Raw genomic sequence first — 26,179 nt, 5'->3', positions numbered from 1 at the left:
CACCCATATATAGTATGGACTACTGACGGAAATATCACTCAAAATATAATCAGATGTTACTCAAACCGTATCGATTGACGATTCAATAAGACTACTTAATTTTTCCATTTCTAATTCTAGATGTCTAACCCGCCTCAATATATCAGATATACTTGGATCAACATCGGCTGATCTCTCTGCTTGTTGTGCTTTCACTTTATCGATACTCGTAACTAATCCCCATTCAAACCTGCTTGTCAATCGCTCTGATATAGCAGGAATTTCTTTTGGGGATCGTGTAGAAGTCATAATAATCTGTTTTGATTCTTCATAAAAATTATTAAAAAGATGAAAGAATTCTTCCTGTGATTGGTCTTTTCCAGCTAATAGATCGGCATCATCCAACAACAAAACATCTGCTTGATGAATTTGACCCTTAAATTCCTTATGCTTATTTCTTGTAATACTATCCATAAAGGCATTCGTGAATTGTGTAGAATTGAAACAAATAATCTTAGCATTTTTCTTGTTTTCTAATATCTTATTGCCGATTGCATGCAATAGATGTGTTTTTCCCGATCCCGTTGGACCGTAGATAAACAGTGGATTATATGCTTTTCCCAGATCGCTGATTACAGCTTCGGCCGCCGCAACTGTGAATTGATTACTGGAATCTATTGTGAAATTTTCAAAGGTGAAAGAGGGATTGATATTTGAGATAAGGTCAATGTCGTCTACTGAGGTGGTTTCGTCAAACAAATGGTTTTTGAGTAAACCATAAAGTTTCCTTTTTTCTGCCATATTCAAGGGGGCAATTTGGAGCCAAATGTCCAAAACCTTATTTTTAGTATTTGCAAAAGGAGGTTGAGGTTTTTCATTATTTTCAAAAGTAAGTTCGGTTTTTTCGTTCGTAATGTTTTCGATCGTATCTTCAATAATTGAGCGATAATTTTCTTCAAGCCAAAGTTGTGCAAAATCATTATTCGTTGTAATGATCCATTTATTTCCATCTCGAAATGCTCCTGTATGTTTAAACCATGTTTCAAAGGATACTTCATTTATTTGCTTACTAATTGAACTTAGAATACGATCCCAAAGACCATCTTCCACTTTCATGAAAATCACTCCCTCTTCATTTTTAGCAAGGCAATCAGTCCTATTCTTTCGGTCATTTGGTAATAAAATGGCTCTGCTATTTTTATTCTATATGTGTCTATTCGACAAATAAAGATATTATCCTCTAAAAAAATGAAACTTAAAATGCCTTCATCAACTATAAATTTCCAACTAAAGAAAGATCTGAAAAGGCGGTGCATGCAATTCCATTTTGCATATGATAAACTTGAATGTATCTATTATGGATGCACCTCCTCTGCCTTGCAATTGGCTTATGAATCCTTGTCAATATAGCAGAGGGAGGAATTTCAAAAAGATGAGAAAGTATGAAATTCCCTTGGAATTGATTTAAAACTGAGTGTTGATGTTATTAGGTTCAGCAGCCAGTGGCTAGCAAGCTTTCAGGGCCTGCTTGTGTAAGTCAACTCCACTTGATTTTTACCATTATTTTTAGAGGAGTTCGTCTCATATGGTTGAGTTTTTTCAAAATTTTGATCCCATTACGCAAGCGTTGATCGCTACTTTATTTACATGGGGAATGACGGCTCTTGGTGCTAGTGTCGTTTTTGCCACAAAAACTTTAAACCAACGCCTATTGGATAGTATGTTAGGCTTTGCTGGTGGTGTGATGATTGCGGCTAGTTATTGGTCCTTACTAGCACCAGCTATCGAAATGTCAGATGACCATGCAATTGGGAGTTGGTTTCCAGCAGCATCGGGGTTTTTATTAGGTGGAGTTTTTCTATGGGGAATTGATAAAATTTTACCCCATCTACACCCAAATACCCCCATTGGAAAAGCGGAAGGATATTATCCAAAACAAAGAAAAAGAAGTACATTATTAGTACTCGCCATCACACTACATAATATCCCTGAAGGCTTAGCAGTCGGAATTGCTTTTGGTGCCCTTGCAAATGGAGGAACAGAGGCGTCCCTAGCAGGTGCCTTGACGCTAGCAGTTGGAATTGGTATTCAGAATTTTCCCGAAGGTGTTGCGGTTTCCATGCCCTTAAGAGGAGAGGGAATGTCTCGAAGGAAAAGCTTCTTCTATGGGCAATTTTCAGGTATGGTCGAGCCAATTGCTGCGATTTTCGGTGCAATCGCTGTCGCATTTATTGAACCTATATTGCCCTACGCTCTGAGCTTTGCGGCTGGGGCCATGATTTTTGTTGTAGCTGAAGAAGTAATTCCAAGTTCACAAGAAAAAGGAAATAAAGATTTGGCTTCAATAAGTTTAATGGTTGGATTCGTTTTAATGATGATTCTGGATGTGGCGTTGGGATAAATAAAACTGAGATTTTTGGGATTAGCATAACAATTAGATCTCATTGAAGACTAATAGCGGACGAATAATTTGAGGAATCTGTGTGAAAGCAAGGTTCGGGCGTTAAAAATACCCGAACCTTCCGAATGACATTTCTTCCCATTATGCATTTTTAATTTTGAAAATTTCCCAATCCATTATACTACAAAATTCAACACTATTGCGGTTGCCTTATTTCTCTGTCACCAAGCTGAATTGAAGATAAAGCGAAACTTCATTGTTAAATAATTTCATTATAAATCTGTCCTTCGTCGTCTAAACTAATTATTTTTAATCGTTCTTCCTTTTTGATATATATGCTTTTATATTTCTTTTCTCCGCTCTCGTCCTTAAAAATTATGACCCGCTTATTCGCATTATCTGTTTTAACATCAGCCTTCAGATCTTTGATATTAATTTCAACTACTAATGTGTCATACTCTAAAAAGCTAGTTAACTCTTCTTTAGAGTCTTCTTTTGCCTCTTCTGCATCGGAAACTGTTTGATTTTCTTCTGTTTCTGTACTTACGGCTTGTTTTTGCTCCGTTGTAGATTCATTAGTATTATTAGCACATGCAGTCAATAGCAACAACATACTTAGCATTATTATTAATTTCTTCATTTTCAAACTCCATTTCATCTATTTTTACTATCATCGGTATTTTAAAGATAAGCATGATCGCATGTCAATCTGAATGATTTTACAAGAATGTTATTTATTTTCTAACACTATTCAACATTCAAAGCTTCTGTTGTTTTCTTCAAATAAGAAAAGCGCAAGCGCCTTGATCAGCCCCGACAAGCAAATGTTCCTGAACCTAGGAAGGGGCTTTTTCCCTTCATAGATCAGGGTTATTTGACCTCGAGGGGCTAGGCGCTAGAGCTGGACAACAACTGACCAGCCTTGAAGCAATCTTAAGAAAAACTTTATACTTTCTTATCTTCTAAAAAATACGACAGTGCTCTAATCAGAGCACTGTCGCATGATTTAAAAAGAAGCAAAATTTAATCAACAGAAAGAATCATTCTTACTTGGATTACTCAAACCAAAGATTTTCCTGCAATATAGGCCGAAGAAAGAGCCAGCAAGTGCCATGACCATCCAGACCCATCCATGTAAACTAAATGAAGCAATTCCACTAAAATATGCACCAATATTACAGCCAAATGCAAGTCTAGCACCATAACCCATTAGAAGCCCACCAATAATCGATGAAGCAGCTACACCTGGCTTAATTTTTCCCGGTTTGAAATTACCTTGAAACGCAGCAGCAATAAACGCACCAAGGATAATACCAAAGTTCAATACACTTGTAGAATCTGCCAACACTGTTTGTTGTAATGCTTGTGCATTTCCTTGCCAATACGACCAGCTTGCTACATCCATTCCAAAAAATTGTAGAAATTTAGATCCCCAAAGTACAAAAGCTGATGTAACGCCCCAAGGTGTACCTCTCACTGACAGTACCAGTGCATTGAGGACAGCAAGCACAACACCAGCCGTCACTAATGGCCATGCTCCTCGCCATATTTTCTTGAAACCATTTGTTGTAGCGAGTGGCTTCATTTGTGGGGGTTTTTTCTTTTTAGCAATTTTTACAGTCACACCATAGATGCCAAAGAAAATAAGCAGCTGCACAATCCATCCACCAAAATAACCGAAACCTGTTGATTCTGCTAAAGAAATTGGCGGAAGTGATGGCAGATCCAACCAAAATCCAAGATGATAAGCACCTATGACAGACCCTACAATGAATGCAAGTAAGGTTAAAATCATCGAGGATTTACCGCCCCCTAAATTATACAGTGTACCGGACGCACAGCCATTTCCCATTTGCATGCCAATACCGAATACAAATGAACCAACAAGAATACTGATACCCACCGGAGCAACAGATGCTGATGGCGTTGTTCCTGTAAAACTGAAGCCAGTACCCAATATAATGGCAAATAGCGTTGTCGCAACAGCTAACATAATCATGTGGGCCTGTATTCCTTGCACATTCCCAACCGATACCAATCGTCTGAATGCAGATGTAAACCCAAAGCGTGCATGTAGCAACGTTACACCTAAAGCAATACCCAATAAATATAAAATCGCCTGTATGGAACCTGAAGTAACCAAGATCATTACAAATAATATAGCAGCCGCAATCGCCCCAATCCATACAAACGGCTTTTGAATAGGATTAAGCTTCGTCACGATCGTAGTTGGTTGCTCAAGATTTCGTACATGTAAGGTTCTCGCAACTTGTGCCATTCTAATCCCCTCTAATTCCTATAAATTTACTCAACTTTAATAATTAAAAACATTATAATACATTTTGGGAGGAATGTAAATGGCAAATTTAAAAATTGGCACTTCCTAATATGATTGCCTACTTCTTCCTACATGCAATGAAATAAGCAACTATTTCATTGCATGATAGATTGTTTTTCATTTTCCGTATTTCTTATCTATTCATCTTCCCACATTATGTAAGCGATAAATATTACTCCAACGAAATCTCCACATTCTTATCCAAATATTTTGTTGTACTATATTCATAAATTTCAAGCTTTTTAGGAATCACATTCTTATCAGCACTGTTACTGTGTAACTTTAAGGTTTGAACGGTAAAGAAATAACGAGGCTGCTCGATTTCTTCATATGGGACAGGATCCTTATCCATATCATATTCGATACCATTTATATCAACTAGTACACCTTCAGCATTCATCTCCATTGAATTAATTTCTTTTTCATCCTTATCCATAATATTGAATTGAATCCACTCATATCCCCGGTTCTCAATTTCGTGATTGCTTATGACGACTTCGGTAGGATCGCCCACTTCAACATTGTCAATTGAGATTGTACTGCCTGCATATTCAAAGGTCTGAGGATATTCTTTAGTATCATCCAGTTCGATCATTTTATGGTCTTCAACTGTTAATTGAATAGATTGGAATTGCACATTAATATCTTTTGGTTTTTCTCCAAAAAATGGAGCAAAGGATGTTTGAAAAGTAAACCCATTATTTTTTTGAAATGAAAGAAGATAACTGCTATATGGATCCGTTTTCAACATTTTATTATTTATTGTTATATGATCAAGATTCAGAAATTCTATCCGCTTCACTGGCAGTTCGTTATGAATAGAAGAATTCAAAATCGTCGCTGTTGGAGCAATCATTAATTTATCAAATCGAATCGGTATCCCTTCAACTTCTGTTTCTTGATCCAATTCATATTCAATAGAGGGCTGTTTTGTTACAGGAATCTCAAAGTTCCACTCTCCTGTTTCAGGTGCCCCATGCTCGTAAACTGTAATATTATTCTGGTCAGAGGAATCACGAATCAATCTCTGAAGTGTTTTGATTTTAAGCTTAACGGTTCCTTCATCCTTTGTTAGTGGCAGTAGACTAATCTTTCCTTGATACACGTTCTTTTCTTTATTATTTATATCCGATGTAAGGTCAGGGGGATAGTACCTAGGGTATGCTTTACGACTCATGATTTCATGTTCATTCTCCACATAAAAGCCCCCACTATCATTCATTATATATTGGTTGTCTCTAGCTGTATCTTCTATTTCATAAAAAACAAGTGTTTGAATATCATCAGCAATCACACTTTTAATCTTAATTTTCACCCCATTGCTTTCCGCTTCCAGGTTCAACCTTTTACCCAGTCCCTGTTGTAGAAAGGTGCGTAATTGCTCGTCTTCTTCTGTCCATGTATAGTATAGGTTCGTAAATGACCCTGTAAACACTTCTATAGCTATTAACAATGCGCAAACGCTTGCAAAAATAAGCACCATTTTTTTGCGCTTCTTGCTCTTCTTTTGTCTGTGCTTCTCCTTTGCTTTCAACCTATCTTTGACGTTCTCCATGAAACCAGCCGGCATATGGAAATCCTCAATTTTTCCAGCAAGACTTACCAGGACATCCTGAAAGGTCCCCAAATCCTCTTGACAATTTTGACAATGATAAAGATGCATCTCGAACTCAATCTTTTTAGGCCGATCCAGGTCTCTTTCCAAGTAATCGATGTAATACTTATGATACTCCTTACAGCCATTAAAGGATAAGCCAAACCCCATTTCTTTTCGAAGTGACTGTATTCCGGAAAACAAAGGCTCTTTCACCTTTTCAACTGATGTGTGGAGAAGATGTGCCAATTCCTCCCGCGGGATTCCTTTTACATATGTAAGGACCACCGCTTCTTTCTCATCCGCTTTCAACCGATCGAGTGCTCTAAATAAATCCTGACTCGATTCCCCTTCCTCAGAAACTTGTAAACTACTATTATCAGAAAGTTCCCTGCATATATGTATGAAAATTGATGTTACCCACATTTCGAATGATGTTTCCCCGTTAAAACGAGGTAATTCCTTATGTACTTTTATAATCGACCGGTAAAAACCCTCTTCCAATTGCTGCCGATGTCTATGATAGCACCGACCAAGTGTATAGAACAATCGTTGATGCTGCTCAAACCAATCAAAGATGGATTCCACGTCTTTTTCTTTTATCCTAGTGATTGAGGTGGGATCTATTTTTGCTTGGATCATACATGTGTTTCCCCCTTCCTTTATAGTTATATTTATTTTTTATGATTCTATCCTTCTTTTTGAAGGGAGTGGGAGTATGGTTCAATCAAAATCTTTAAAGAGCTAGGTGCCGGATATATATCTTTTCTCCTGTTGTACACCTAACTCTAAATCGTTTATACCTATATGATAGCATCAAAAAATTCAATGTTTAACCTTTTTCGAAAGATTTTCGCTTAACTCTCTTTCTTCTCCATTAGATCGCCGCCACGTTGTTCATCAAATGTTAGCACTTCTTCCACCTTTTGTTCAGGCTTTCCGTAAATTTCTTTCGCTTTATAAGAATGAATAGTTTCATACATCATTTGAACTTGTTTAAAAATATCTTCTTCTGTCTCGTTTTTATTTGGTGACCAATATAAAATTTCTAAAGCGAACGGTTCATCCGTCACTAAAGAACGGGCTTGATAGCCAATCGATTGGGCATGAATAAATCCCTCACGATTATAAAAACGCAATCTTTTTTCCGTATCAGAATCATCGTAATCAATCGGCTCCACCTCTAATAAAATGGGCTTATTTTTCTTTTTCATTTTTTCAATTAATGTATGCCCAATTCCTTGCCCTCTAGATTTCGAGGATACCCATATATAATCAATAAAAATAAATGAATCGAACTCTGCGTACATCATCACATGATATGGACCCTCATCCTTATAATAAATATCCCCTTTTTCACTTAATAATTTATCCATATGCTTTTTTGATTTCATTTCCTCTGCAGGAAAGTAGTCGTTTAATTTATTATACCAACTCATAAAACGTCTCCTTATTATTTAATTCCTCGTTCTAATAATCGTTCAATAAAAGTATAAAATGTATGTTCTAGTATCCACAAAAACTCAACTTTCATTCACGAATGGAGGCGTCATTTACCAAACTTTCAGCTCACATGATTGGGGCTTTCTGATTCATCGACCGTCCGCCATTATGGTACGTAATATAGTAAAAATCTCAGAAAAATATTGTTCTGAGATTTTTATTATGAAATAGACAGAAATCGGAGAGTTTATTTTCTTAATTCCAGCTTTGCAACGGACTCCACATGTGCAGTCATCGAAAACATATCCACTGGCTGCACTTCAATTGCTTTATACCCGCCATCCTCCAGAATGCGTAAATCTCGGGCTAAGGTGGCAGGATTGCAAGAGACATACACAACCTTCTTCGGATTCATTTGAATAATCGTATCCAGCAGTGCTTGATCACAGCCTTTGCGAGGCGGATCCACAACTAGAACATCGGCTTCGATTCCTTGCTTGTACCAGTTTGGGATAACTGTTTCTGCTTCCCCAACAGCAAATTCTACATTTTCCAATCGATTAAGTTGAGCATTTCTCTTGGCGTCTTCAATGGCTTCTGGAACGATCTCGACTCCGTATACTTTTTTTGCCTTTTGGGCTAAAAATAACGAAATGGTACCAATTCCGCAATAGGCATCAATTACAGTCTCTTCGCCTGTTAATTCTGCATACTGAAGGGCTTGATCATAGAGGACCTCCGTTTGCTCTGGATTTACTTGGTAAAAAGAGCGAGCTGAAATTGCGAATTGGATATTCCCGATATAGTCTGTGATTGTTTCCCTTCCCCATAAAACCTTTGTCTCATTTCCGAAAATGACGTTCGTTCGTTTTGAATTGACGTTTTGCACGATTGATTTGAGATTTGGAATAGTTTCTACCAATTCTGCGACAAGCTTTTTCCGATTCGGCAATTCGGCTGTTCTTGTGATCAAAACAATCATCGTTTCACCAAAAACTTTTCCATAGCGTGCCATCACATGGCGAAGCAAACCTTTATGTGTTTTTTCTTCATAAGGCTTGATTCCATACTTTCCACATATCTCTTTTACTTTTTTCAAAACAAGATCATTTTCCTCGACCTGAATCAAACATTCCTTCATATCAATAATGTCATGGGTTCGTTGTCGATAAAATCCACCAATTAAGCCGCCTTCTCGTTCACCGATCGGGACTTGCGATTTATTTCGATAGCGCCAAGGATTCTCCATTCCTAGAACTGGGTGGATGGGAACATCTTCTATTTTTCCAATCCGCTGCATCACATCACGAACTTGCTTTTCCTTGGCAATTAATTGTCCTTCATAGCTTAAATGCTGAAGCTGGCAACCTCCACATTCCTCATAAATCGGGCATTCAGGAATCACTCGATAGCGACTTTTTTCATAAATATCAATAACTTTTGCAAAACCGTAGCCTTTATTCAGCTTAGTTACCTTCACTTTTGCCTTTTCGCCTGGCAGCCCATTGGCGATAAAAAGTGGATATCCTTCCACTTTTGCTACACCATTGCCATCATGGGTTAGATCCTCAAAGGTCACATCGATGATTTGATTTTTTTGAACTGGTAATTGTACTTTCCCCATTATTGTCGTCCTTTTCAAGTTGTCTTCGTTGTCTCTACACATTCCCCGAATAATATATTTTAGAGACCTTATCCTATTTTAATGCAGCTTTTATCTTTTCAAGTTCTTCCTCCGTTAATGTGACACCTTTTCCCATTTTTTCATAGTTAGGAGCCCAATCACGAATATCGTATTTCGGTTCTCGTCCGTTCCAACTAATTAAATTTAGCTCCTTTGTCCAACCCTTTGGTGATTCTGAAAGAACGGCAATTTGCTCAGTTATTTCAAATTTAATCTCGGCCATTTCTCATTTCTCCCTTCATTTCACTGGTTGCATTAGTTAGATATTACCACAGAATGACTTCCTTACATAACTACGATACTTCAGCTTCTTCCATGGAGGGTGACACTTACTTGCCCTTCCCTTTTTCTCCTACTTTCGCCAAAACGGGAACGGCAAACCCTCTCGCCCTTCCCTTTTTCTTCTACTTTCTCCAAAACGGGAACGGCCAACCTTCTCGCCCTTCCCTTTTTCCTCTACTTTCGCCAAAACGGGGACGGCAAACCCTCTCGCTCTTCCCCTTTTCTCCTACTTTCGCCAAAACGGGGACGGCAAACCCTCTCGTCCTTCCCCTTTTCTCCTACTTTCTCCAAAACGGGGACGGCAAACCCTCTCGCCCTTCCCCTTTTCTTCTACTTTCGCCAAAACGGGAACGGCAAACCCTCTCGCCCTTCCCCTTTTCTTCTACTTTCTCCAAAACGGGGACGGCAAACCCTCTCGCCCTTCCCTTTTTCTTCTACTTTCGCCAAAACGGGGACGGCCAACCTTCTCGCCCTTCCCTTTTTCCTCTACTTTCTCCAAAACGGGAACGACCAACCCTCTCGCCCTTCCCCTTTGCATCTACTTCCTCAAAAATAGGGACGGCGTCACGGCAATGTCTTTCCCATTTCCCATGCCGAAAAGAAGATCCAACGGCCAGTTGGATCTTCTTTGCTTATAGATTTGATTCTTTTGTTTCTAGGATGGTCATAAACTCTTCACCGGTAATCGTTTCTCTTTCTAATAAATACTTCGTCAGTTCATGTAGTTTTGGCTTATTGTCTTCCAGAATTTGAATGGCCTTTTGATGGCAGCTTTTGATGATATTTAAAACTTCTTTATCAATTTTGGCAGCTGTTTCGGATGAAACTAAGAGTGATGTGTCTCCACCTAGATAAGGATTATTGACAGTTTCGAGGGCCATCATATCAAATTCTTCACTCATTCCAAATCGCGTTACCATTGACCGCGCAATTTTTGTCGCTTGTTCAATATCATTGGAGGCTCCTGAAGTGACTCGATTAAAAATAACTTCTTCTGCCGCACGTCCGCCCATAAAGGTAGTAATTTTATCCAAGGCCTCTTCCTTGCTCATAAGGACCTTCTCACCTTCTTCTACTTGCATCGTATACCCTAAAGCACCAGATGTCCTTGGGATAATCGTGATCTTATGAACAGGAGCAGAATGACTTTGTTTTGCAGCTACAAGTGCATGACCAATTTCATGGTAAGAAATCGTTAATTTATCCTTCATGGAAATAACGGAATTTTTCCTTTGATATCCAGCTAATACCACTTCAACCGATTCCTCTAGATCACTTTGGTTCACTTCTTTTCGGTCCATTTTCACTGCACGAAGCGCGCCTTCATTTACCATATTGGCTAAGTCAGCACCAGAGGCTCCTGATGTCGCTCTTGCAATTGCATTAAAGTCAACATCTTCCGCCATTTTCACTTTGTGTGCATGGACTTTTAAAACTTCTTCCCTGCCTAAAAGATCAGGTAATTCGACAGGTACACGCCGGTCAAATCTTCCAGGCCGCAGCAATGCTTTATCTAATGTTTCCGGTCTGTTTGTTGCTGCCAAGATGACGACTCCTTTGTCAGCATCAAAGCCATCCATCTCAGTTAATAGCTGATTCAGAGTTTGCTCTCTTTCATCATTTCCGCTCGGTCCACCTGAGGTCCTGCTTTTTCCGATTGTGTCGATTTCATCAATAAACACAATACAAGGCGCCTTTTCTTGAGCTTGTTTAAATAGGTCTCTTACTCTTGCAGCTCCCATCCCAACAAACATTTCTACAAACTCTGAACCGGAAATTGAGAAAAACGGAACTTTTGATTCTCCAGCTACAGCCTTGGCTAATAAGGTTTTTCCTGTACCAGGAGGTCCTACTAGTAACGCGCCTTTAGGGATAATGGCGCCAATTTCTTGGTATCTTTTAGGATTATGAAGAAAATCGACAATTTCTTGTAAAGCTTCCTTCGCTTCCTCTTGTCCTGCTACATCTGCAAATGTTTTGCCAGTTTGTGCTTCTACATAGACCTTTGCTTTGCTTTTTCCAAAAGTCATTGCATTTCCGCCGCCACCCATTTTTCCAGACAATTTACGCATAAGAAATTGTCCGACTGCAATAAAAATGACTAATGGTAAAATCCAGGCTATGATAAACTTCAAAAACGGAGAGACTTCCTTAGGGGCAACCTTTGTAAACTCTACATTTGCGTCATAAAGGCGATTTACGAGCTCTGGGTCATCCATTCTTCCAGTCACATAGACCTTTTCCCTGCCACTTCCATCTACAGTGGTATAACCAATTTGGTTATCTTGGATTTCAACTGTACTAATATTCCCTTGTTCAATTTGGTTTAAGAAGGTCCCATAATCCACTTCTGATACTTTTTGCTGAATAAGAGAAGGAAAGACAAAAGCATTTAGGACTAATACCACCATCACGGAGATTAAAATATAATAGATGAGTGGTTTCTTTGGATTTTTTTGTATTTTCATAAATGTTTACTCCTCATTCTGATTAATACTTTTCAGTTTGCCCCATCTTTTGCAATAGCTTATTTAATTGTTTTAAGCCAATAATAATCTCATGCATAGTTTGCTCAGATTCTGCTTTTGTATATAAAGTTATTTTTTTAATAATAATCTGATCAATTTCTGAGACAATATCTTGTCCTTTTTGAGTAAGGATAACCAAGACAACTCGTTCATCCTCAGGTTTTCTAATACGCTCTAATAGCGCCATTTTTTCCAACTTTTTACACATTGTTGAGATATTGGTGCCAGCCATTTTGATTTCATTCGCCAAACTTCCGATAGTGTGGGAACCACTCTGGCGAATCCCCATAAGGATGCGAAACTGAAGTGTTGTCAAGCCAAATTGTTCAATGATCGGATTAAAAATTCTATTTGTATTTTCGTTTATTTCCCGTGAATAATTCCACAGACATTGTTTAAACTCATCCATATCCATTAAAGTCCCACCTACTCACAATATATATAAACTATATATATTATATTTTATATTATTTATAAGGTAATTTCAATATAATTGTATAATACAAAAAGCCCGCTCTTCAAATATGTTTGAAAAACGGACATAATATTATAGACAATTTTCCGGCTATGGATAAGTAGCGGTAGCGTCTAGATTGCACTAACCATCCTCTATCAGCACCTGACAGATTTCATCCTGTATTTTCCTCATCGATCCTTGTATGTAATTATTCATCATAATGGAAAAAATTAGCTTTTCCCCGTTTGCATTTGTTACATAACCAGAAAGGGTGCTTACCCCCGTGAGAGTACCTGTCTTCGCTTTTACCTTGCCTTTTAAGTCTTCCGCAGTCATACGGGAGCGCAAAGTTCCTCCGATCATCCGATCTGGTTCACCTGCAACAGGTTGTGCTTGTTCAAAAGCAGGATACCAGCTTTTTTTCTGGACTTCAAACAGTAATTTTGTTAATTCATTTGGCGGGATTAGATTTTTGTCAGAAATCCCGGAGCCGTCCCGTATTAAAATATGCTTTTGATTCAATCCGAAGTCAGCAAGCGTTACCTTCATAACATCCAGTCCACTCGGCCAACTTCCATCATCATGGATCACTTTCCCCATTTCTTTTACCAATGTTTCAGCATGAATATTATTGCTCAGTTTCATAAAGGGGATGAGTAACTCTTTCAATGGCATCGATTTGATCGTCACTAAAACAGTGGCAGACTCTGGTGTGACTCCTGTCTTCGCTTCTCCATTCCAAGTGATGCCATTCTTTTTCAAAGCTCCCCCCATTAAATCGACAGCAAAATCAGTCGGTTCCCAAAGCGCAATCTTTACTCTTGTATGGTCTGTTTCAAGTGAGACTTCTCCTTGAATAATAATTCGATTGCTGCCATGTTCTCTTTCAACCGACAGCTTATCAGGCTTTGCATTTTCGGCTGTTTTTGCCTTGTTCACAATCTTTACATAGTTTGTCTTCGACTTCATTTTAATTATGACAGGAGATCCTGACTTTTTCCCAGGCTGTATATCCAGTAGTATACTGCCTGCATCATAATCCTCATCAGGGGAAATCGTAAGGGCAGAAATTTGCCCACCATAGAACTGTTGTTCATCAGACCAGATTAAATCTTGGGAGTAGCGGGCATTATCATACCAGCTGTCGTCCCCAATCATATCGCCTTGAATTTTTTTAATCCCCTTTTTCTTTAATAGGAGAGCCAATGTATCTAGGTCCTTTTGCAAAAGGGTTGGATCGCCTTTCCCCTTCATATACAAGTTCCCTTGCAGTACACCTTTTTTTATTTTCCCATCTGTTAAAAGTTCTGTAGAAAAACGATACTCTGGTCCCAACACTTCCATCGCTACTGCGGCGGTCAGTAATTTTAGATTAGATGCTGGACGCAATTGTGTATCTCCATGATGGGAATAGATCAATTCCCCGTCCTCTGCTTTTCGCACACTAACACCTGTCACGACTCCATTAAGTAGCGGTTTTTGTAAAATCGAATTGATTTTTTCGGCTAAGGAGGTGGATTCGTAAACAGGCTCTATTTGTTGTTGACTAAACGCAGGATAAACATATTCCTTTTCTAAGATGATCGTTCTTAACAGCGGTAACTTCCCAACCACTGTGGTTTGAGCTTGGATAGGAAGCAATTGGCTTGTCATAATAACAAGGGGCAAGCTAAACAAAGCAATAAAGATAACAAATTTGATTTTGTTCACATAGCTTTTTTGCGTCAACTGCTTGTCCCCCTGTTCCAGTCAATTAAACTCTGCCACTACTCCAAATATTTATAAGAAAATCTTTATTAGGATAATCCGATTGCTGCAATTTATGAATGGTTTCATCAATATTATAATTCACTCGTACTATCGACGATTGCGCACGCCCATCTTCCAAATCGATGAGACAATAGGATGCTTTATTGACTCCATCAAATGGTAAGCCCACACTCCCTAAATTCACAACTGTTTTTCCATTAATAAAGCGAATATAAGCTGTATGGATATGACCATAAAGATAGACATCAGCTTCCTGGATCATTAAACGATCCTGTAATTGCTCATTACTTGCAAAGGCTGGCACAACGTCAAACAAACTATTCGGTGTTGCATGAAAAGCATGGATATTTATGCCTTTTAACGTTGTGTTAATCTCAGTTGGTAAATTCTGTAAATAAGCCACATCTGCTTCACCCAGTTGAGCATGCGTCCATTCCCGTTCTTGTTGCATGATTTCCAAAGCTTGACTAGGAACTTCCCCTTCTTGGACTCCTCTCACAACCCATTCATCGGCATTGCCCTTAATCACATCACATCCGAGTGATTGAACAAGTTCCAGCGAGCGCTTTGGCTCTGGTCCACGAAAGCATATATCTCCTAATACAAAAATTTGGTCTACTCTTTTATCCTTTATATCCTCTATCACGGCTTCTAGAGCGGTTGCATTCCCATGTATATCGGAAAGAAACGCGACTTTCATTTCAACATCCCCTCCTGTATCTTTTTAAAAAGCTTATCCTATTTAATCCGATGATTCAATTACGAAACACTTGGTTCCTACTGGATGGAACTTTTCCTCATATAAATCGTATGTATTAATAAAGACAAAAGGAGTGTCATGGACTTCTTGTGGTGATCGACATCGTTATTATGGTGTGAATTGGCTGGCCAATTTTATTGCATTCCATCTATGAAAATAATTGTAAAGTTCATCCTTGCGGCTCTGATATTATTTGCATGCGGAAGTGGGTCCAACAAAGTGTTAAAACGGGTAACATACGGAGGATGAAACTCTCGATACACTGGATGTGTTTTTTTGAAAATATTAGTATTACTGATGATTGTATTCAGCATTTCATTTTTGCTGATCTATACAATTGTTTATAAAGAAAATAAAAAAGAGGATAGAGAGAAAAAGCTGAATGGATTTGGCCTCCTGTTCGTAGCATGCTTACTTGCATTAGCACCTACAGCCGTAATTGCACTTGTTCTCTTTGTTTTGCTCAGCTCAACAAGTGCTGTTAATATGCTATTTTCACTACAAATAAGCACAAAACAGCTGATTATACTTGTAATTTCCTTCATTATCTATTGGTTCTCACTTGATAGTTTAATCGAAATAATAGTGAAGCATATAGTCGGCAAAAATCCCTTCTATTATATACTGCTACTGTGCATACGGATTTTTGCAGCTTATACTATTGGCCTCTTCATCGGTTTAAATCAACTAAACAACTTTGCAATTGCAACGGGAGCTACGATGATTGTGTTACTCATCGAAATTTTATATGAGTTACATGAAAAGAAGAAAGATGAATCATCCAATTCCAATTGAACATTCACCTTAGCGACGGGCGATTTTTTTTAATACGGGTTGTAGGATAAGAAAGATTCGATTGAGACGGGGAGACTTATAGGGAGACATTCCAAAAAATCGATTTACGGCTTCCTGATTCTGCATAATTTGCTCAATATCAAAAATAACAGGAACAAGTTCTGTACTTTTGCCAGGCAATGATTTTCCCCTTTGTTCCACGGCTAATCCAAAGCAAATACGCATCATGCGAAAAAAGCGTTTTTCCATTAACCCAATATAATATTTGGGCTGATGTTGACTCATATGATGATAAAACACGGGCCAAAAATGCTTAAAATATCCTTTCCGTTGATAATCCTTATGTAGACAAAGCTTGTCAATCTCCCATACACGCTCTTGATCGTCACGAATATCTGCGTATTGTGAAAATGCCCATCGTCCTTCCACAGTGCTATTAGGGTTTTTCGGATCATATGGTATAAATTCGACTGTCCCAATAACAATTTTCCTTTTGTTGGGATTTAATAAATTATAACGGATGCCATTTTTAGCATAGGGGTCATTATACCAGCCATATAATGCACAAAAATATTCCCATGTCTCAGCAAATCGTCTTTGCTGACGGGCGGTTTTGACGATCTCAAACATTCATTTCACCTACTTTATTTTTTTAAAATAAGCCTCCCATACTCTTTCCCTATACTAAGCTATTGATAGATAAGTGTATGGGAGTATATATTTTCCTGTGCTATTTAACTATCAAGACCTGGAGTCGATGGATCTGTTGGATCACCCGGATCAGGATCTTTCCCTCCGCCTTCTGGAGGATTATGCCACTTCATCGTCATGCTTACATCTAGAATTTCTAGATCTGGTTTCTGCCATGTTTTCTTCATTCTTTTCACCCTTTCTTTTTCTTATATAGGACTATTACTAGCTCTCTATGGGAAATCCTAATATTTGAAATGACTCACCCCCTTAAATGCTTTTTCTGGAAAACCTCACACTATGAAATAACCTCCATCTGTCCTACTAATAGTTTGTGAAACACATTGTTTTTTTCTTGTGATAGTTGTCTGAACCCACCTTGTTGAATCATTTCTCCATGTTCTAGGACAATAACTTGATCCGCGTTCCGGATGGTGGAAAGTCGATGGGCAATCACCAGAATCGTCATTTTCCCCTGCAATTTTTCTAAAGCTACTTGAATTTCCCTTTCACTTTCAGTATCAAGGGCACTTGTCGCCTCATCTAACACAAGGATAGAAGGTTTCTTTAAAATCGCTCGCGCCAACACAATCCGTTGCCTTTCCCCACCCGAAAGCTTAATCCCTCGATCTCCTATTAACGTATCTAAGCCTTCCGGTAGTTTTTGTACAAATGCAGCAGCAGAGGCAAATTCTAATGCCTGCCAAATCTCCCGCTCACTTGCCTCAGGCATAACCATTTGTAAATTTTCACGAATGCTCGTATTAAACAAAAATGGATCTTGCGGCACATAGCCAATCATTTGCCGCAGCGACGATATATTTTCAGTCATTAAGGGTTTGTCATCTATAAAAAATTCACCCCGTTCTGGTTGATTAAGTCCCATAACGATGTCAATTAAAGTGCTTTTCCCTGCACCTGATTTTCCTACAAAAGCAGTCATCTGTTTGGCAGGAAGAAACAGAGAAATATTTTTTAAGGCAAAGCACGCTTGGTTATAGCGAAAGTCAATCCCCTTTAGCTCAATTCCCTTTTCTAATCTAAGAGGAGTTCCCCTTTCCCCTTCTACACATTCTACGGATTGTAAACACTCCAACTGTAAGGATTTTACTGCCTTAAAGGATGGTATCGTTTTTGCAATTTGTTCTAAAGATGATTGAATACCTGCTACCCTTGGCCATAGTCGCGAAAAGATAATGATAATAAGCATTAACTGACCAACCTGGGAGTGGAACATTTGCACAGTGAAAAAGAGAAACAAGACCATAAATACGGCCGCAGCAATTTTATAATATTGCTGAGAGGTCATTCTTAATTTCGTATATTCTACCTGTTCTTGCTCCATTTGTTTGGTTACAGATAAAAACCATTGCAATCGAGATTTCTCCAATGTATTACTTTTAATATCTTTAATACCATTGATTTGGTCCGTCATCCCAGCAAGAAAGGTTTTCCCAAGCTCATAATTTTTCTGTCCTAATGCCATGGATCTTTTGAGAAACTTTCGATTCAAAAAAACAATCAGAACCCCTGATAATAAAACAAAGGTCGTAATTTTTGCAGATAAGAAAAAAGCAAGAATGATTTGAACGATCGTAAAAATCAGGGAAGCCATAAATTGTAAAAAGGCATATGTGCCTCCACTCGTACGAGTAACTTCTGTCAGCAAAAGATTCACGAGATCTGATTTTCTCTTTTGAATAAAAAAATTCCAATTCGATTGGATTACAGCTGTGTATGTCTGGATTCGCATATGGCGGAGAAATCGATTTTGAATAATCGCATTTCGAATCATAATTTGTTTCTCTATTAAATTATGTACAATCACAATGAATAGATAGATTCCTAAAATAAGTGGTAAACCGATAATAATCGAGTCATTTTGAAAAAACTGAAATAAATTTCCAATGGAAGAGTCCCCTATATCAAGTTCGATCAGGCCACTCAAGCGAATCATGGGAATAAGTAATAAGATGCCAATACCATCCAATAATCCAATGACAGACATCGCAATTAAATTTATATAGAGAATCTTTCCTGAAAACAGATGAATTTGCTTTAAAAAATACAATAGATCGCTCATATATACTTCTTTCCTCCCTTCTTATTTCCTATCAAAAATTCCATATAAAGAACATTAACCTATTTTTTTTCTATATAAATACCATATCTCTTATTTTTTGTTCTTAATAGTGAACACTATATCATTACTATATCCCCTCCCGCTGCAGTAGTCAACAGTTATTTAGTGAATTTTTCTACTTTGCACAAGCCGTTACATTCATGCCGTCTCCGAATACCTTACTAAAGAGGGAGTTATTTTGAGTCCCTCGCAAACCAAACGGAGGTTATAAGATGAACATATGGAATGTGAACCAATATGCCTGAGGGGCTGTATTTAATTGAGTTAGATCGTTGGAAAATAAAGAATGATGGAACCGAAGCTAGCCAAACTGCAAAAGGCATTAATGAAGCATTACTATGGGCAGCCAAGCAGGGAAATACGGAAGTTATTTTACCAAAGGGTACCTATTTAATTGATGAAAATATCCCGATTCAGCCACAAAGCTATATGACTTTCAACCTTGGAGGAGCAACATTAAGAATAACAAATAATAACCAATCGAAGTATTCGATCGTGTTGTTTCAAAATAATCGATACACGCGGATCACAAATGGAAAAATCGTCGGTGACCGCCATAACCATGACTTCTCAAGTGGTGGAACTCATGAGTTTGGTGTTGGTATCGAGCTAAGACATGATGTTGAATATATTACAATTGATAATCTCGAGATTTCCGATACAACAGGTGATGCCATTTTGGGGATAACCTCTTTCGGTGGCATTGGTGGAAACTTTCCGAAACTAGCTGGGAATATGGAAAGTGGTGGAATCAATACCTCAACTGGGGCCTTAACTGCAGACACAAATCGAATTCGTTCAAAAGTAAGTATTCCTATGATCTCACAAATTGTGAATGCCGGTTACTTTGGCCTTTATGGTGACAGTTATGGCGGGATCGGCAAAGACATTACCACCAACACCTATGATGTAATCTTTTACAAGAGTGATGATACGTTCTTAACCTCTATTCAAGATCTTCATTTCTTTGATGAAGTCGAAATCCCTACAGATGCTAACTATGCTAAGATCGTGCTCCATCAATCCACAGTCCCTTCCACTACTGGGAACACCATTACCATCCGGACACCCCAATTTCCAAAACATATTTACATTGAAAAGTGTAATCTCCACCATTGTCGTAGATTAGGGATTGCCATTTGTGGCATGAAACATTGCTATGTACGTGGGTGTGAAATTCATCATATCAGTGGAACTTCTCCCCAAGGGGCAATCGATATTGAAGATGGCTATGATATCAACCAATTTATCTATATAGATGGCAACAATATTTACAATAATAAGAGTTACAATATTATCGTCGTTGCAGGAAAGCATATCAATATTACAAACAATAAAATTCGCGACCAAATTTTTACACTTAATAATGGAGTTGACAAAGCAATTGTTGTAGATAATCACTTTCTGCATTGCAGTACCCGTCTTACAGGAGAAATTATATTTGCCAATAATCACCTCTATCACACTCGAACACTTTTAAATGGAAATGGGAAAGTGTTGGTTGACAGTTGTTTCTTTCATAATAGTCCATTGAATTTTGATAAACAGGAAGCCTATATTGCTCAAGTTAATAATAGTCGGTTTTTATTCGATCAAGATTTTGCCACGGAATCGAGTAACTCAGGTGCTCCTTTGATCTTTAGTACAGAACCTCAAAGCATCACGAATTCTACCTTTGAGGGAAGTGGTCAGCAAGCCTTCACAGTAGTATCCAATCGATCACATGATTGGGTTTTAACGAATGTCTCGTTTCTCAATATTAAACACAAAGAAAATCGAATTACCCCCTTGCCCCCTGGCACTTATCATGGATGTCGGTTTATTAATAGTGGAAGACTACGAGAAAATGCCAGTTATGACGATGTAAGTAAATACGAATTTAATCACTGTTATTTTGAGTGGGAATCCACCCAGTTATTCTATATGAGACCAGAACAATCTATTGATTTTTTCCAAGTCCATAACTGCTATTTTCTTAATCCAAAAGACGTAAATCCCGCCTTTTTTATTGATGGAAAATGGGGAACTCTCCGTTTTTCACAAAATACCTTCTATTTTCCAGAGGGAGACACTCGCTACATGATCGATATTCGTCCGTCCGCGGTTGCGGAAACCATCTATTTTACAGATAATATTTTTCAGTCAAGGCAAGGTATGACAAGTGTAAGTGCCGATAAATCACCAAATATCCCTTTATTTTTCAAAGAAAATATATTAAAAAATGCACCCGCCAATTTAAATAGTAATCACATCTCTGCCGGGAATATGAACAATACAAAACTTCAACCGTGATCTGGCCTAACCACTGATTTTGCCGAAAGGAGAGTTCTCTCCTTTCCTGTTATTTTACTCCAAATGAACGTATAGACCATTAGTTTTGCTATACTCATATTGCTTCTCACTGGTCATCCGTACCCTCTTTTTAAATTACAGACCTTTCGATTCCGTATTGAATGGCCTCAATACGGCCACGCTTTACTTTAAAAATCCGATCACAATTTTCAATGGTACTTAATCGATGAGCAATGATGATGATTGTTTTTTCTCCTTTCAAACAATCGATCGCTTTCATCATTTCCTGTTCCGTTTGATTGTCTAATGCCGAGGTTGCCTCATCCATAAAGAGAATTTCAGGATTATGATATAGAGCACGTGCAATGCCAATTCTTTGTCTTTGCCCTCCAGATAGCTGAATCCCTCGCTCTCCAACGGTTGTATTAATTCCATCAGTCAGATTTTCCACATATTCTCTTAATTGTGCTTGTTCAATGGCTCTCCATACTTCTGTATCATCGATACATGCAGGATCTATCCCAAATGCCACATTATTACGAATTGAATCATCCGATAGAAAGATCGATTGCGGAACATAGCCAATTTTTTGTTGCCATCTTTCGATTTGTTGAAAAAGCGGCTTTCCATCCACTAATACCTCTCCTTTTTCTGGCTGAAATAATCCTAGAATAATATCAACGATCGTTGTTTTTCCAGCTCCTGATTCGCCAATAAAGGCAACCGATTCACCAATAGGGATCGTAAGTGAGACATTTTCAATAGAAAATTCCTTTTGATTTGGGTAACGGAAAAATACTTCTTTTAAATCAATACTGTCTTGAAAATATCCTTTGCCCTTAAATGATGATCTTGACACTTGATTAAGATTAGTTTCTTGGAAAGAATTCTCTTCTTTTAATAAATCTTCATAGATAACGTTTAAAGCAGGTTGACTATACTTAATGGTTGTAATCATCGCAACAACACGATTAATCGAAGGCATTAAGCGGAAGGCAGCCATTGAAAATAAAGCCATTGTGGAGACTAGTTGTGATGTGTCTGTTCCTTGAAAAATAATCATTAACATCGTGATCAAAATAACTGATACGAGTAATGTCTCAATAAATAGTCTTGGAATCTGTTCCAACACTTTCATATAACGACTATTATTGGCCTTTATTTGGCTTTGTTTCGTATAGGATTGCACAAAAAATGCTTCTTTGCCAGAGACCTTCACTTCTTTACTAGCTCCCAATCCTTGATTCACCCATTTAATCACCGATCCACTCACGACTTGTTGTTCTTTACCGAGAGTACTGATCTTCTTACGAAAGACTTTAAAAAACAAACACACACTTCCGCCTAATAGAATAGAAGCTATCACTGTTGCTTGAAAAGCTGTCACTAAAAGTAAAACAAAAATACAAATAATCACAAGAGCTTCTGCCAATAACTGGAAGGTCGATAATACGATCCCTTGAAATACTCGCGGCACTTCCTCATTTACATTTCTCAGCAATTCCGCTGAATTACGTTGCAAATGGAACGTATAGGGTTTTGTCAAATATCTCTGCAGCAGTCTTTGTGAAAGTCGTACCTGTTCATTGAGAACAATTCGATACTGAATATAATGAAAGAATAAAAGATAGCTATTTTTAAGCATAAAAATCGATAACAGTACCACAGTGGCAAAGATCATAAAAGCACTCGTCGATTGAAAGTGAAGCATATGGTAAAGGAAAGATAACAAAGCATTTTCCTGAATAACAGACGGATTGGTCATCATTCCTACAAAAGGCACAATCAAACCAATTCCGACTGTTTCAAAGACCGCAGCCATTATCATCATAAAAAATAAGATAACCAATTTCTTCTTTGCCCTTTTATTAAACAGCATTAGCAACTTATCAATTGTCGTTCTCAAGCTATTCACACCTCTATATTACGTTTAATCGAGCATCCAACGCATTCTAGCTGTAAATTCTTAATCAGCTTTCTTTGTAATCCTTCATCTGTAATTAAGCGGATAATCGCCTGGTAGATCTGATCCTCATCAAAATCCGTTAAGAGTCCTGTTTCTTCCTGTTTTATTTGTTCACATGCCCCGGTAAACTTCGTACTAATAATTGGTTTTGACAAACACCGTGCTTCCGTCAAGGTAATACAAGAGCCTTCATGTCTGGATGGCTGAACATAGATGTCACATTGCTTCATAAATGGGTAAGGATTAATCTTTGTACCTAATAAAATAAAGTCATCCTCAAGCTGGCGGGCTTCAATTAGCTTTTCGTATTCATGTCTTTCCTTACCATCCCCGATGCAATACCATCTGACTTTAAAACCAGCCATTTTTAATTGCGTCAACACTCGAATCGCTAAATCTTGACCCTTTTCTTTACTAAGCCGTCCAACAGTCAAGATCCTCAACCCATCATATGGATCGACAAAACCAGTTCCTTGAATCGCCATCTCTCTTACTACTTCTTGTGAAACAACATTGGGAAATACCTCTGTTTTGTATCGGAGTGTAGGCATTAGTTGACCTAATCGAGCTTTTCCTTCATGTGAAACAACATAAATTCTTTCAAATTCTTTATATACCTTTGCTGCAAAAAAGCGATTAAATCCAATTTTTGTTACATCAAAATGAATCCATTGTAATTTCCTTTTCGCTTCGATCTTTCGGGCAATAAAAAAGCTTATCAAGTCCATAGGACCTGCATAAGCGATCGCAATATCATACTCTTTTTCAGCTAATGGTTCATTCCTTAAAAGATATTGATATAATAAAGTGGTATCCTTTGTCAGTTTACTTATGATAGAAAAGCCTGCCAAGATGAGGGATTGGATGATTTTTCCCTTTTTAAGAGAATGCCATGCAGTTACATGTAATGGATGATGGACGATCTGTTTGATTTGTTGATAGTCTGCTATATATGTCACCTTGATATCCTTTGGTATTGATTTAAGAAACCCTCCATATTCCTCCAACAGTAAAACCGTAATCTCGTATTGCTCCCTAGGCATTTGCGTCACCATATTGAGCCAAGCTTTTTCGGTACCGCCTACATTCATATTAATCAACATAAAAAGGACTTTTTTCTTCATATTTAATCTCCATTAATCAATTGGTAGAACTTCTCTATTTCTTCTATATTTCCTTTTTTCTCCGTTTCAAGATATGCAATGATATCCTTTTGCAATGATTTATCTGTTATCAGGTTCAAGATTCCTTGACATATCGCTTTCGCATCGATATCGACTACCAATCCATTTTTCCTGTCAATCATTTGGTTGGAAGCAGCGGCAAACCTTGTGGTCACAACCGGGATATTGAGTATCCTCGCTTCTGTAATCGCTAAACCAAATCCTTCTACTCTTGATGTTTGTACATAGATATCTGCATCCTTTATATATGGATAGGGATTGGCTTTCACCCCAAGTAAAATAAAATGCTCCGATAATCCCTTTTCGATTATCATCTGCCTTATCTCTTTTTCTAATGGCCCCTTCCCAAGGGCATACCACTTAAAATGAACGCCTGTATCTCTCAGTCTTGCACATGCCTCGATCGCTAATTCATAGCCCTTCTGTGCCGAAAAACGACCAATTGTTAAGATTTTAATTCCTGTAAAATCATCATTATAGCTATCTCCAATTTTTATCATATTCGAAATAAATAAAGGATCGATTATATCATAAATGACCTTCATTTGGTTTCTAAATTCAGGAAAGGTTTCAGCTAGAATGTCCCTAGCATAATCAGAAACAGCCACAATATTATTAAATTGTTGATAACGTTTTTTTTGGAATTCCTTGTCTGTTGCTTCCAAGGAATAACTGGCATTAACCCAAGCATATTTTTTCTTTGCTGCTACTTTCTCTGCCACATAAAAGGTTGGAATCCCTTGTGCATAACTAATTGCAATATCATATTTTTTTGGTTGATCTTCAATGACTTTGGAGATAGCTTGCCAGAATATCCTTGCCTTTTGTGGGTTCGTATATTTCTTTCCACGAATTCTAACTGAATACTTGATCCTGGAAACGAGCATCCTTCCATTTGAATGTTTCATTGATTGAATGAATGCCCTCTTTAAAGGAGTCTTTGAAAAAAGCGTATATTTTAAGGGTGGGAGGAGATTGACATCCTTTGGTACTATTTCCTCTAATGCTCCCCCTTGGCTAAATAATAAAAGGTCAACAGAGTATCTGGAATAATCCAATAGTGATAGTAAAGTAACTAAGCTTTTCTCCGCTCCAGCACATTCGAGGGAATCGATCACAAATAAAAGGCTTTTTTTCATTTTTATACTTTCCTTTATCATATATTCATTTTCTAATAAAGTGAAACTTCAATCAGTGGGGGTTTTCCTTGATCCCCCACTTACAATTCTAGGTTTTTCCACGAATTCTTGAAGTGGGGGTTTTACAGCCAGTTAATGCGGGATAAACCATCTTAATTTCCCAATCGGTTACTTTATGTTTGCATTGACTTCCCTACTTTCTAGTGGACGAATTTCTTTTGCTGGTACCCCGGCGTATAAGGTATGGGCCTTACAATCCTTGTTTACCACTGAACCAGCTGCAATAATACACCCATCTCCGATCATCACCCCTGGGAGGATGGTTGCCCTTGCTCCAATCCAACATCCTTGGCCAATCACAACTGGTTTCCTGTCCGAATCCCCCGCTCTCTTGAACGGCCCTCCAATTTTATGACTTGATGTGCAGATTAACACATCAAAGGCGATCGCTGTATTTTCTTGGATCAATACCTTCTCCCAACTATCTATGAAGACATTATGATTTAGAAAAACACCTTGTTCAATGACGAGATTTTTCCCTCTGAAACTGCAGCCAGATCTAATATTAGCCGAAGCAGTTCTCATCCCAGCCATTTTATATAATAAAAACCGGATGGATTGAGGAATGAACATTGATTTTCCAAGCGTATTGACGAACAAATTCCATACGATTAATGAAAAATAATATTTTAGCTTCAGCATCTGCTTATTCCTCTTCTTTTTAAGAATGGGCC

The 26,179-nt window shown here is 38.0% G+C and carries 21 protein-coding genes; 3 read left to right on the top strand and 18 right to left on the bottom strand.

The genetic code is table 11. The annotated features are described in order from the left end of the window. Nucleotides 1-60 precede the first annotated feature (60 nt). A complete protein-coding gene (locus IPU53_RS05950) occupies nucleotides 61-1,095 on the bottom strand; it encodes a DnaA ATPase domain-containing protein (RefSeq protein WP_207448867.1) in 1,035 nt (344 codons plus the stop codon). Between the two features lie 469 nt (nucleotides 1,096-1,564). Here IPU53_RS05950 and IPU53_RS05945 point away from each other — a divergent pair, with 469 nt between their 5' ends. Further along, a complete protein-coding gene (locus tag IPU53_RS05945) occupies nucleotides 1,565-2,380 on the top strand; it encodes a ZIP family metal transporter (protein WP_207448865.1) in 816 nt (271 codons plus the stop codon). Between the two features lie 259 nt (nucleotides 2,381-2,639). Here IPU53_RS05945 and IPU53_RS05940 read toward each other — a convergent pair whose 3' ends face one another. The 10 genes from IPU53_RS05940 to IPU53_RS05895 all read right to left on the bottom strand — a co-directional run bounded on the left by IPU53_RS05940 (nucleotide 2,640) and on the right by IPU53_RS05895 (nucleotide 15,176). Beyond that, entirely contained in the window at nucleotides 2,640-3,020 is a 381-nt protein-coding gene (locus tag IPU53_RS05940) for a hypothetical protein (RefSeq protein ID WP_207448863.1), read from the bottom strand. Between the two features lie 387 nt (nucleotides 3,021-3,407). Further along, a complete protein-coding gene (locus IPU53_RS05935) occupies nucleotides 3,408-4,658 on the bottom strand; it encodes a YeeE/YedE family protein (RefSeq protein ID WP_207448861.1) in 1,251 nt (416 codons plus the stop codon). A gap of 232 nt (nucleotides 4,659-4,890) precedes the next feature. After that, nucleotides 4,891-6,954, bottom strand: a complete 2,064-nt coding sequence (locus IPU53_RS05930; protein ID WP_207448859.1) for a sigma-70 family RNA polymerase sigma factor — start codon at nucleotides 6,952-6,954, stop codon at nucleotides 4,891-4,893. Between the two features lie 215 nt (nucleotides 6,955-7,169). Next, nucleotides 7,170-7,751 carry a GNAT family N-acetyltransferase gene (locus IPU53_RS05925; RefSeq protein ID WP_207448857.1) on the bottom strand — a complete coding sequence of 194 codons (582 nt, stop codon included), beginning with the start codon at nucleotides 7,749-7,751 and terminating at the stop codon, nucleotides 7,170-7,172. A gap of 251 nt (nucleotides 7,752-8,002) precedes the next feature. Further along, a complete protein-coding gene (rlmD, locus tag IPU53_RS05920; protein ID WP_207448855.1) occupies nucleotides 8,003-9,379 on the bottom strand; it encodes a 23S rRNA (uracil(1939)-C(5))-methyltransferase RlmD in 1,377 nt (458 codons plus the stop codon). Between the two features lie 73 nt (nucleotides 9,380-9,452). Continuing rightward, complete coding sequence (locus tag IPU53_RS05915; RefSeq protein ID WP_207448853.1) at nucleotides 9,453-9,662, bottom strand: YdbC family protein; 210 nt, start codon at nucleotides 9,660-9,662, stop codon at nucleotides 9,453-9,455. A 691-nt stretch (nucleotides 9,663-10,353) separates the two neighbouring features. Beyond that, nucleotides 10,354-12,189, bottom strand: coding sequence for an ATP-dependent zinc metalloprotease FtsH (gene ftsH, locus IPU53_RS05910; RefSeq protein ID WP_207448851.1), 1,836 nt, complete (start codon nucleotides 12,187-12,189; stop codon nucleotides 10,354-10,356). A 22-nt stretch (nucleotides 12,190-12,211) separates the two neighbouring features. Beyond that, nucleotides 12,212-12,664 (bottom strand): MarR family winged helix-turn-helix transcriptional regulator, encoded by a 453-nt coding sequence (locus tag IPU53_RS05905; protein WP_207448848.1) that lies wholly within the window; start codon nucleotides 12,662-12,664, stop codon nucleotides 12,212-12,214. 183 nt (nucleotides 12,665-12,847) lie between these two features. After that, nucleotides 12,848-14,434, bottom strand: coding sequence for a D-alanyl-D-alanine carboxypeptidase/D-alanyl-D-alanine endopeptidase (gene dacB, locus IPU53_RS05900; protein ID WP_207448845.1), 1,587 nt, complete (start codon nucleotides 14,432-14,434; stop codon nucleotides 12,848-12,850). A 25-nt stretch (nucleotides 14,435-14,459) separates the two neighbouring features. Further along, entirely contained in the window at nucleotides 14,460-15,176 is a 717-nt protein-coding gene (locus IPU53_RS05895) for a metallophosphoesterase family protein (RefSeq protein WP_207448843.1), read from the bottom strand. Between the two features lie 336 nt (nucleotides 15,177-15,512). Here IPU53_RS05895 and IPU53_RS05890 point away from each other — a divergent pair, with 336 nt between their 5' ends. Beyond that, nucleotides 15,513-16,031: a hypothetical protein gene (locus IPU53_RS05890; protein WP_207448841.1), complete on the top strand. Its 519-nt coding sequence runs from the start codon at nucleotides 15,513-15,515 to the stop codon at nucleotides 16,029-16,031. A 9-nt stretch (nucleotides 16,032-16,040) separates the two neighbouring features. Here IPU53_RS05890 and IPU53_RS05885 read toward each other — a convergent pair whose 3' ends face one another. The 3 genes from IPU53_RS05885 to IPU53_RS05875 form a co-directional block, all read right to left on the bottom strand. Next, nucleotides 16,041-16,661 carry a hypothetical protein gene (locus IPU53_RS05885; protein ID WP_207448839.1) on the bottom strand — a complete coding sequence of 207 codons (621 nt, stop codon included), beginning with the start codon at nucleotides 16,659-16,661 and terminating at the stop codon, nucleotides 16,041-16,043. Between the two features lie 104 nt (nucleotides 16,662-16,765). Then, nucleotides 16,766-16,909: a paeninodin family lasso peptide gene (locus IPU53_RS05880; protein WP_207448838.1), complete on the bottom strand. Its 144-nt coding sequence runs from the start codon at nucleotides 16,907-16,909 to the stop codon at nucleotides 16,766-16,768. A 110-nt stretch (nucleotides 16,910-17,019) separates the two neighbouring features. Further along, nucleotides 17,020-18,804, bottom strand: coding sequence for an ABC transporter ATP-binding protein (locus IPU53_RS05875; protein ID WP_207448836.1), 1,785 nt, complete (start codon nucleotides 18,802-18,804; stop codon nucleotides 17,020-17,022). 297 nt (nucleotides 18,805-19,101) lie between these two features. Between IPU53_RS05875 and IPU53_RS05870 the strand changes: the two genes are divergently transcribed. Beyond that, entirely contained in the window at nucleotides 19,102-21,156 is a 2,055-nt protein-coding gene (locus IPU53_RS05870) for a right-handed parallel beta-helix repeat-containing protein (protein WP_207448834.1), read from the top strand. Between the two features lie 130 nt (nucleotides 21,157-21,286). On the opposite strand, the gene IPU53_RS05865 is transcribed toward IPU53_RS05870, so the two are convergent. The 4 genes from IPU53_RS05865 to IPU53_RS05850 form a co-directional block, all read right to left on the bottom strand. After that, nucleotides 21,287-23,071: an ABC transporter ATP-binding protein gene (locus IPU53_RS05865; protein WP_313886452.1), complete on the bottom strand. Its 1,785-nt coding sequence runs from the start codon at nucleotides 23,069-23,071 to the stop codon at nucleotides 21,287-21,289. Beyond that, the gene (locus IPU53_RS05860) at nucleotides 23,068-24,246 is read right to left on the bottom strand and encodes a glycosyltransferase (protein ID WP_207448830.1); all 1,179 of its coding nucleotides are present in this window, start codon (nucleotides 24,244-24,246) and stop codon (nucleotides 23,068-23,070) included. The genes IPU53_RS05865 and IPU53_RS05860 overlap by 4 nt, the downstream gene beginning before the upstream one ends. Before the next feature lie 2 nt (nucleotides 24,247-24,248). Beyond that, nucleotides 24,249-25,445, bottom strand: a complete 1,197-nt coding sequence (locus tag IPU53_RS05855) for a glycosyltransferase (protein WP_207448828.1) — start codon at nucleotides 25,443-25,445, stop codon at nucleotides 24,249-24,251. A 168-nt stretch (nucleotides 25,446-25,613) separates the two neighbouring features. After that, nucleotides 25,614-26,147, bottom strand: a complete 534-nt coding sequence (locus IPU53_RS05850) for an acyltransferase (protein WP_207448826.1) — start codon at nucleotides 26,145-26,147, stop codon at nucleotides 25,614-25,616. Between the last annotated feature and the right edge of the window lie 32 nt (nucleotides 26,148-26,179).

Origin of the sequence: Bacillus sp. SD088 (assembly GCF_017355205.1) — a bacterium.
GTDB lineage: Bacteria > Bacillota > Bacilli > Bacillales > Bacillaceae_C > Lederbergia.
Note: the sequence above shows the minus strand (reverse complement) of the source record. Positions and strands in the feature narration are given on the sequence as shown.

What these genes read in the sequence shown, in the direction of transcription:
- IPU53_RS05945 (WP_207448865.1), top strand. Translation starts at nt 1,565, where the DNA reads ATGGTTGAGTTTTTTCAAAATTTTGATCCCATTACGCAAGCGTTGATC.
- IPU53_RS05880 (WP_207448838.1), bottom strand. Translation starts at nt 16,909, where the DNA reads ATGAAGAAAACATGGCAGAAACCAGATCTAGAAATTCTAGATGTAAGC.
- rlmD (WP_207448855.1), bottom strand. Translation starts at nt 9,379, where the DNA reads ATGGGGAAAGTACAATTACCAGTTCAAAAAAATCAAATCATCGATGTG.
- IPU53_RS05940 (WP_207448863.1), bottom strand. Translation starts at nt 3,020, where the DNA reads ATGAAGAAATTAATAATAATGCTAAGTATGTTGTTGCTATTGACTGCA.
- IPU53_RS05935 (WP_207448861.1), bottom strand. Translation starts at nt 4,658, where the DNA reads ATGGCACAAGTTGCGAGAACCTTACATGTACGAAATCTTGAGCAACCA.
- IPU53_RS05895 (WP_207448843.1), bottom strand. Translation starts at nt 15,176, where the DNA reads ATGAAAGTCGCGTTTCTTTCCGATATACATGGGAATGCAACCGCTCTA.
- IPU53_RS05855 (WP_207448828.1), bottom strand. Translation starts at nt 25,445, where the DNA reads ATGAAAAAAAGCCTTTTATTTGTGATCGATTCCCTCGAATGTGCTGGA.
- IPU53_RS05860 (WP_207448830.1), bottom strand. Translation starts at nt 24,246, where the DNA reads ATGAAGAAAAAAGTCCTTTTTATGTTGATTAATATGAATGTAGGCGGT.
- IPU53_RS05925 (WP_207448857.1), bottom strand. Translation starts at nt 7,751, where the DNA reads ATGAGTTGGTATAATAAATTAAACGACTACTTTCCTGCAGAGGAAATG.
- IPU53_RS05950 (WP_207448867.1), bottom strand. Translation starts at nt 1,095, where the DNA reads ATGAAAGTGGAAGATGGTCTTTGGGATCGTATTCTAAGTTCAATTAGT.
- IPU53_RS05850 (WP_207448826.1), bottom strand. Translation starts at nt 26,147, where the DNA reads ATGCTGAAGCTAAAATATTATTTTTCATTAATCGTATGGAATTTGTTC.
- ftsH (WP_207448851.1), bottom strand. Translation starts at nt 12,189, where the DNA reads ATGAAAATACAAAAAAATCCAAAGAAACCACTCATCTATTATATTTTA.
- IPU53_RS05930 (WP_207448859.1), bottom strand. Translation starts at nt 6,954, where the DNA reads ATGATCCAAGCAAAAATAGATCCCACCTCAATCACTAGGATAAAAGAA.
- IPU53_RS05875 (WP_207448836.1), bottom strand. Translation starts at nt 18,804, where the DNA reads ATGAGCGATCTATTGTATTTTTTAAAGCAAATTCATCTGTTTTCAGGA.
- IPU53_RS05870 (WP_207448834.1), top strand. Translation starts at nt 19,102, where the DNA reads ATGCCTGAGGGGCTGTATTTAATTGAGTTAGATCGTTGGAAAATAAAG.
- IPU53_RS05905 (WP_207448848.1), bottom strand. Translation starts at nt 12,664, where the DNA reads ATGGATATGGATGAGTTTAAACAATGTCTGTGGAATTATTCACGGGAA.
- IPU53_RS05885 (WP_207448839.1), bottom strand. Translation starts at nt 16,661, where the DNA reads ATGTTTGAGATCGTCAAAACCGCCCGTCAGCAAAGACGATTTGCTGAG.
- IPU53_RS05915 (WP_207448853.1), bottom strand. Translation starts at nt 9,662, where the DNA reads ATGGCCGAGATTAAATTTGAAATAACTGAGCAAATTGCCGTTCTTTCA.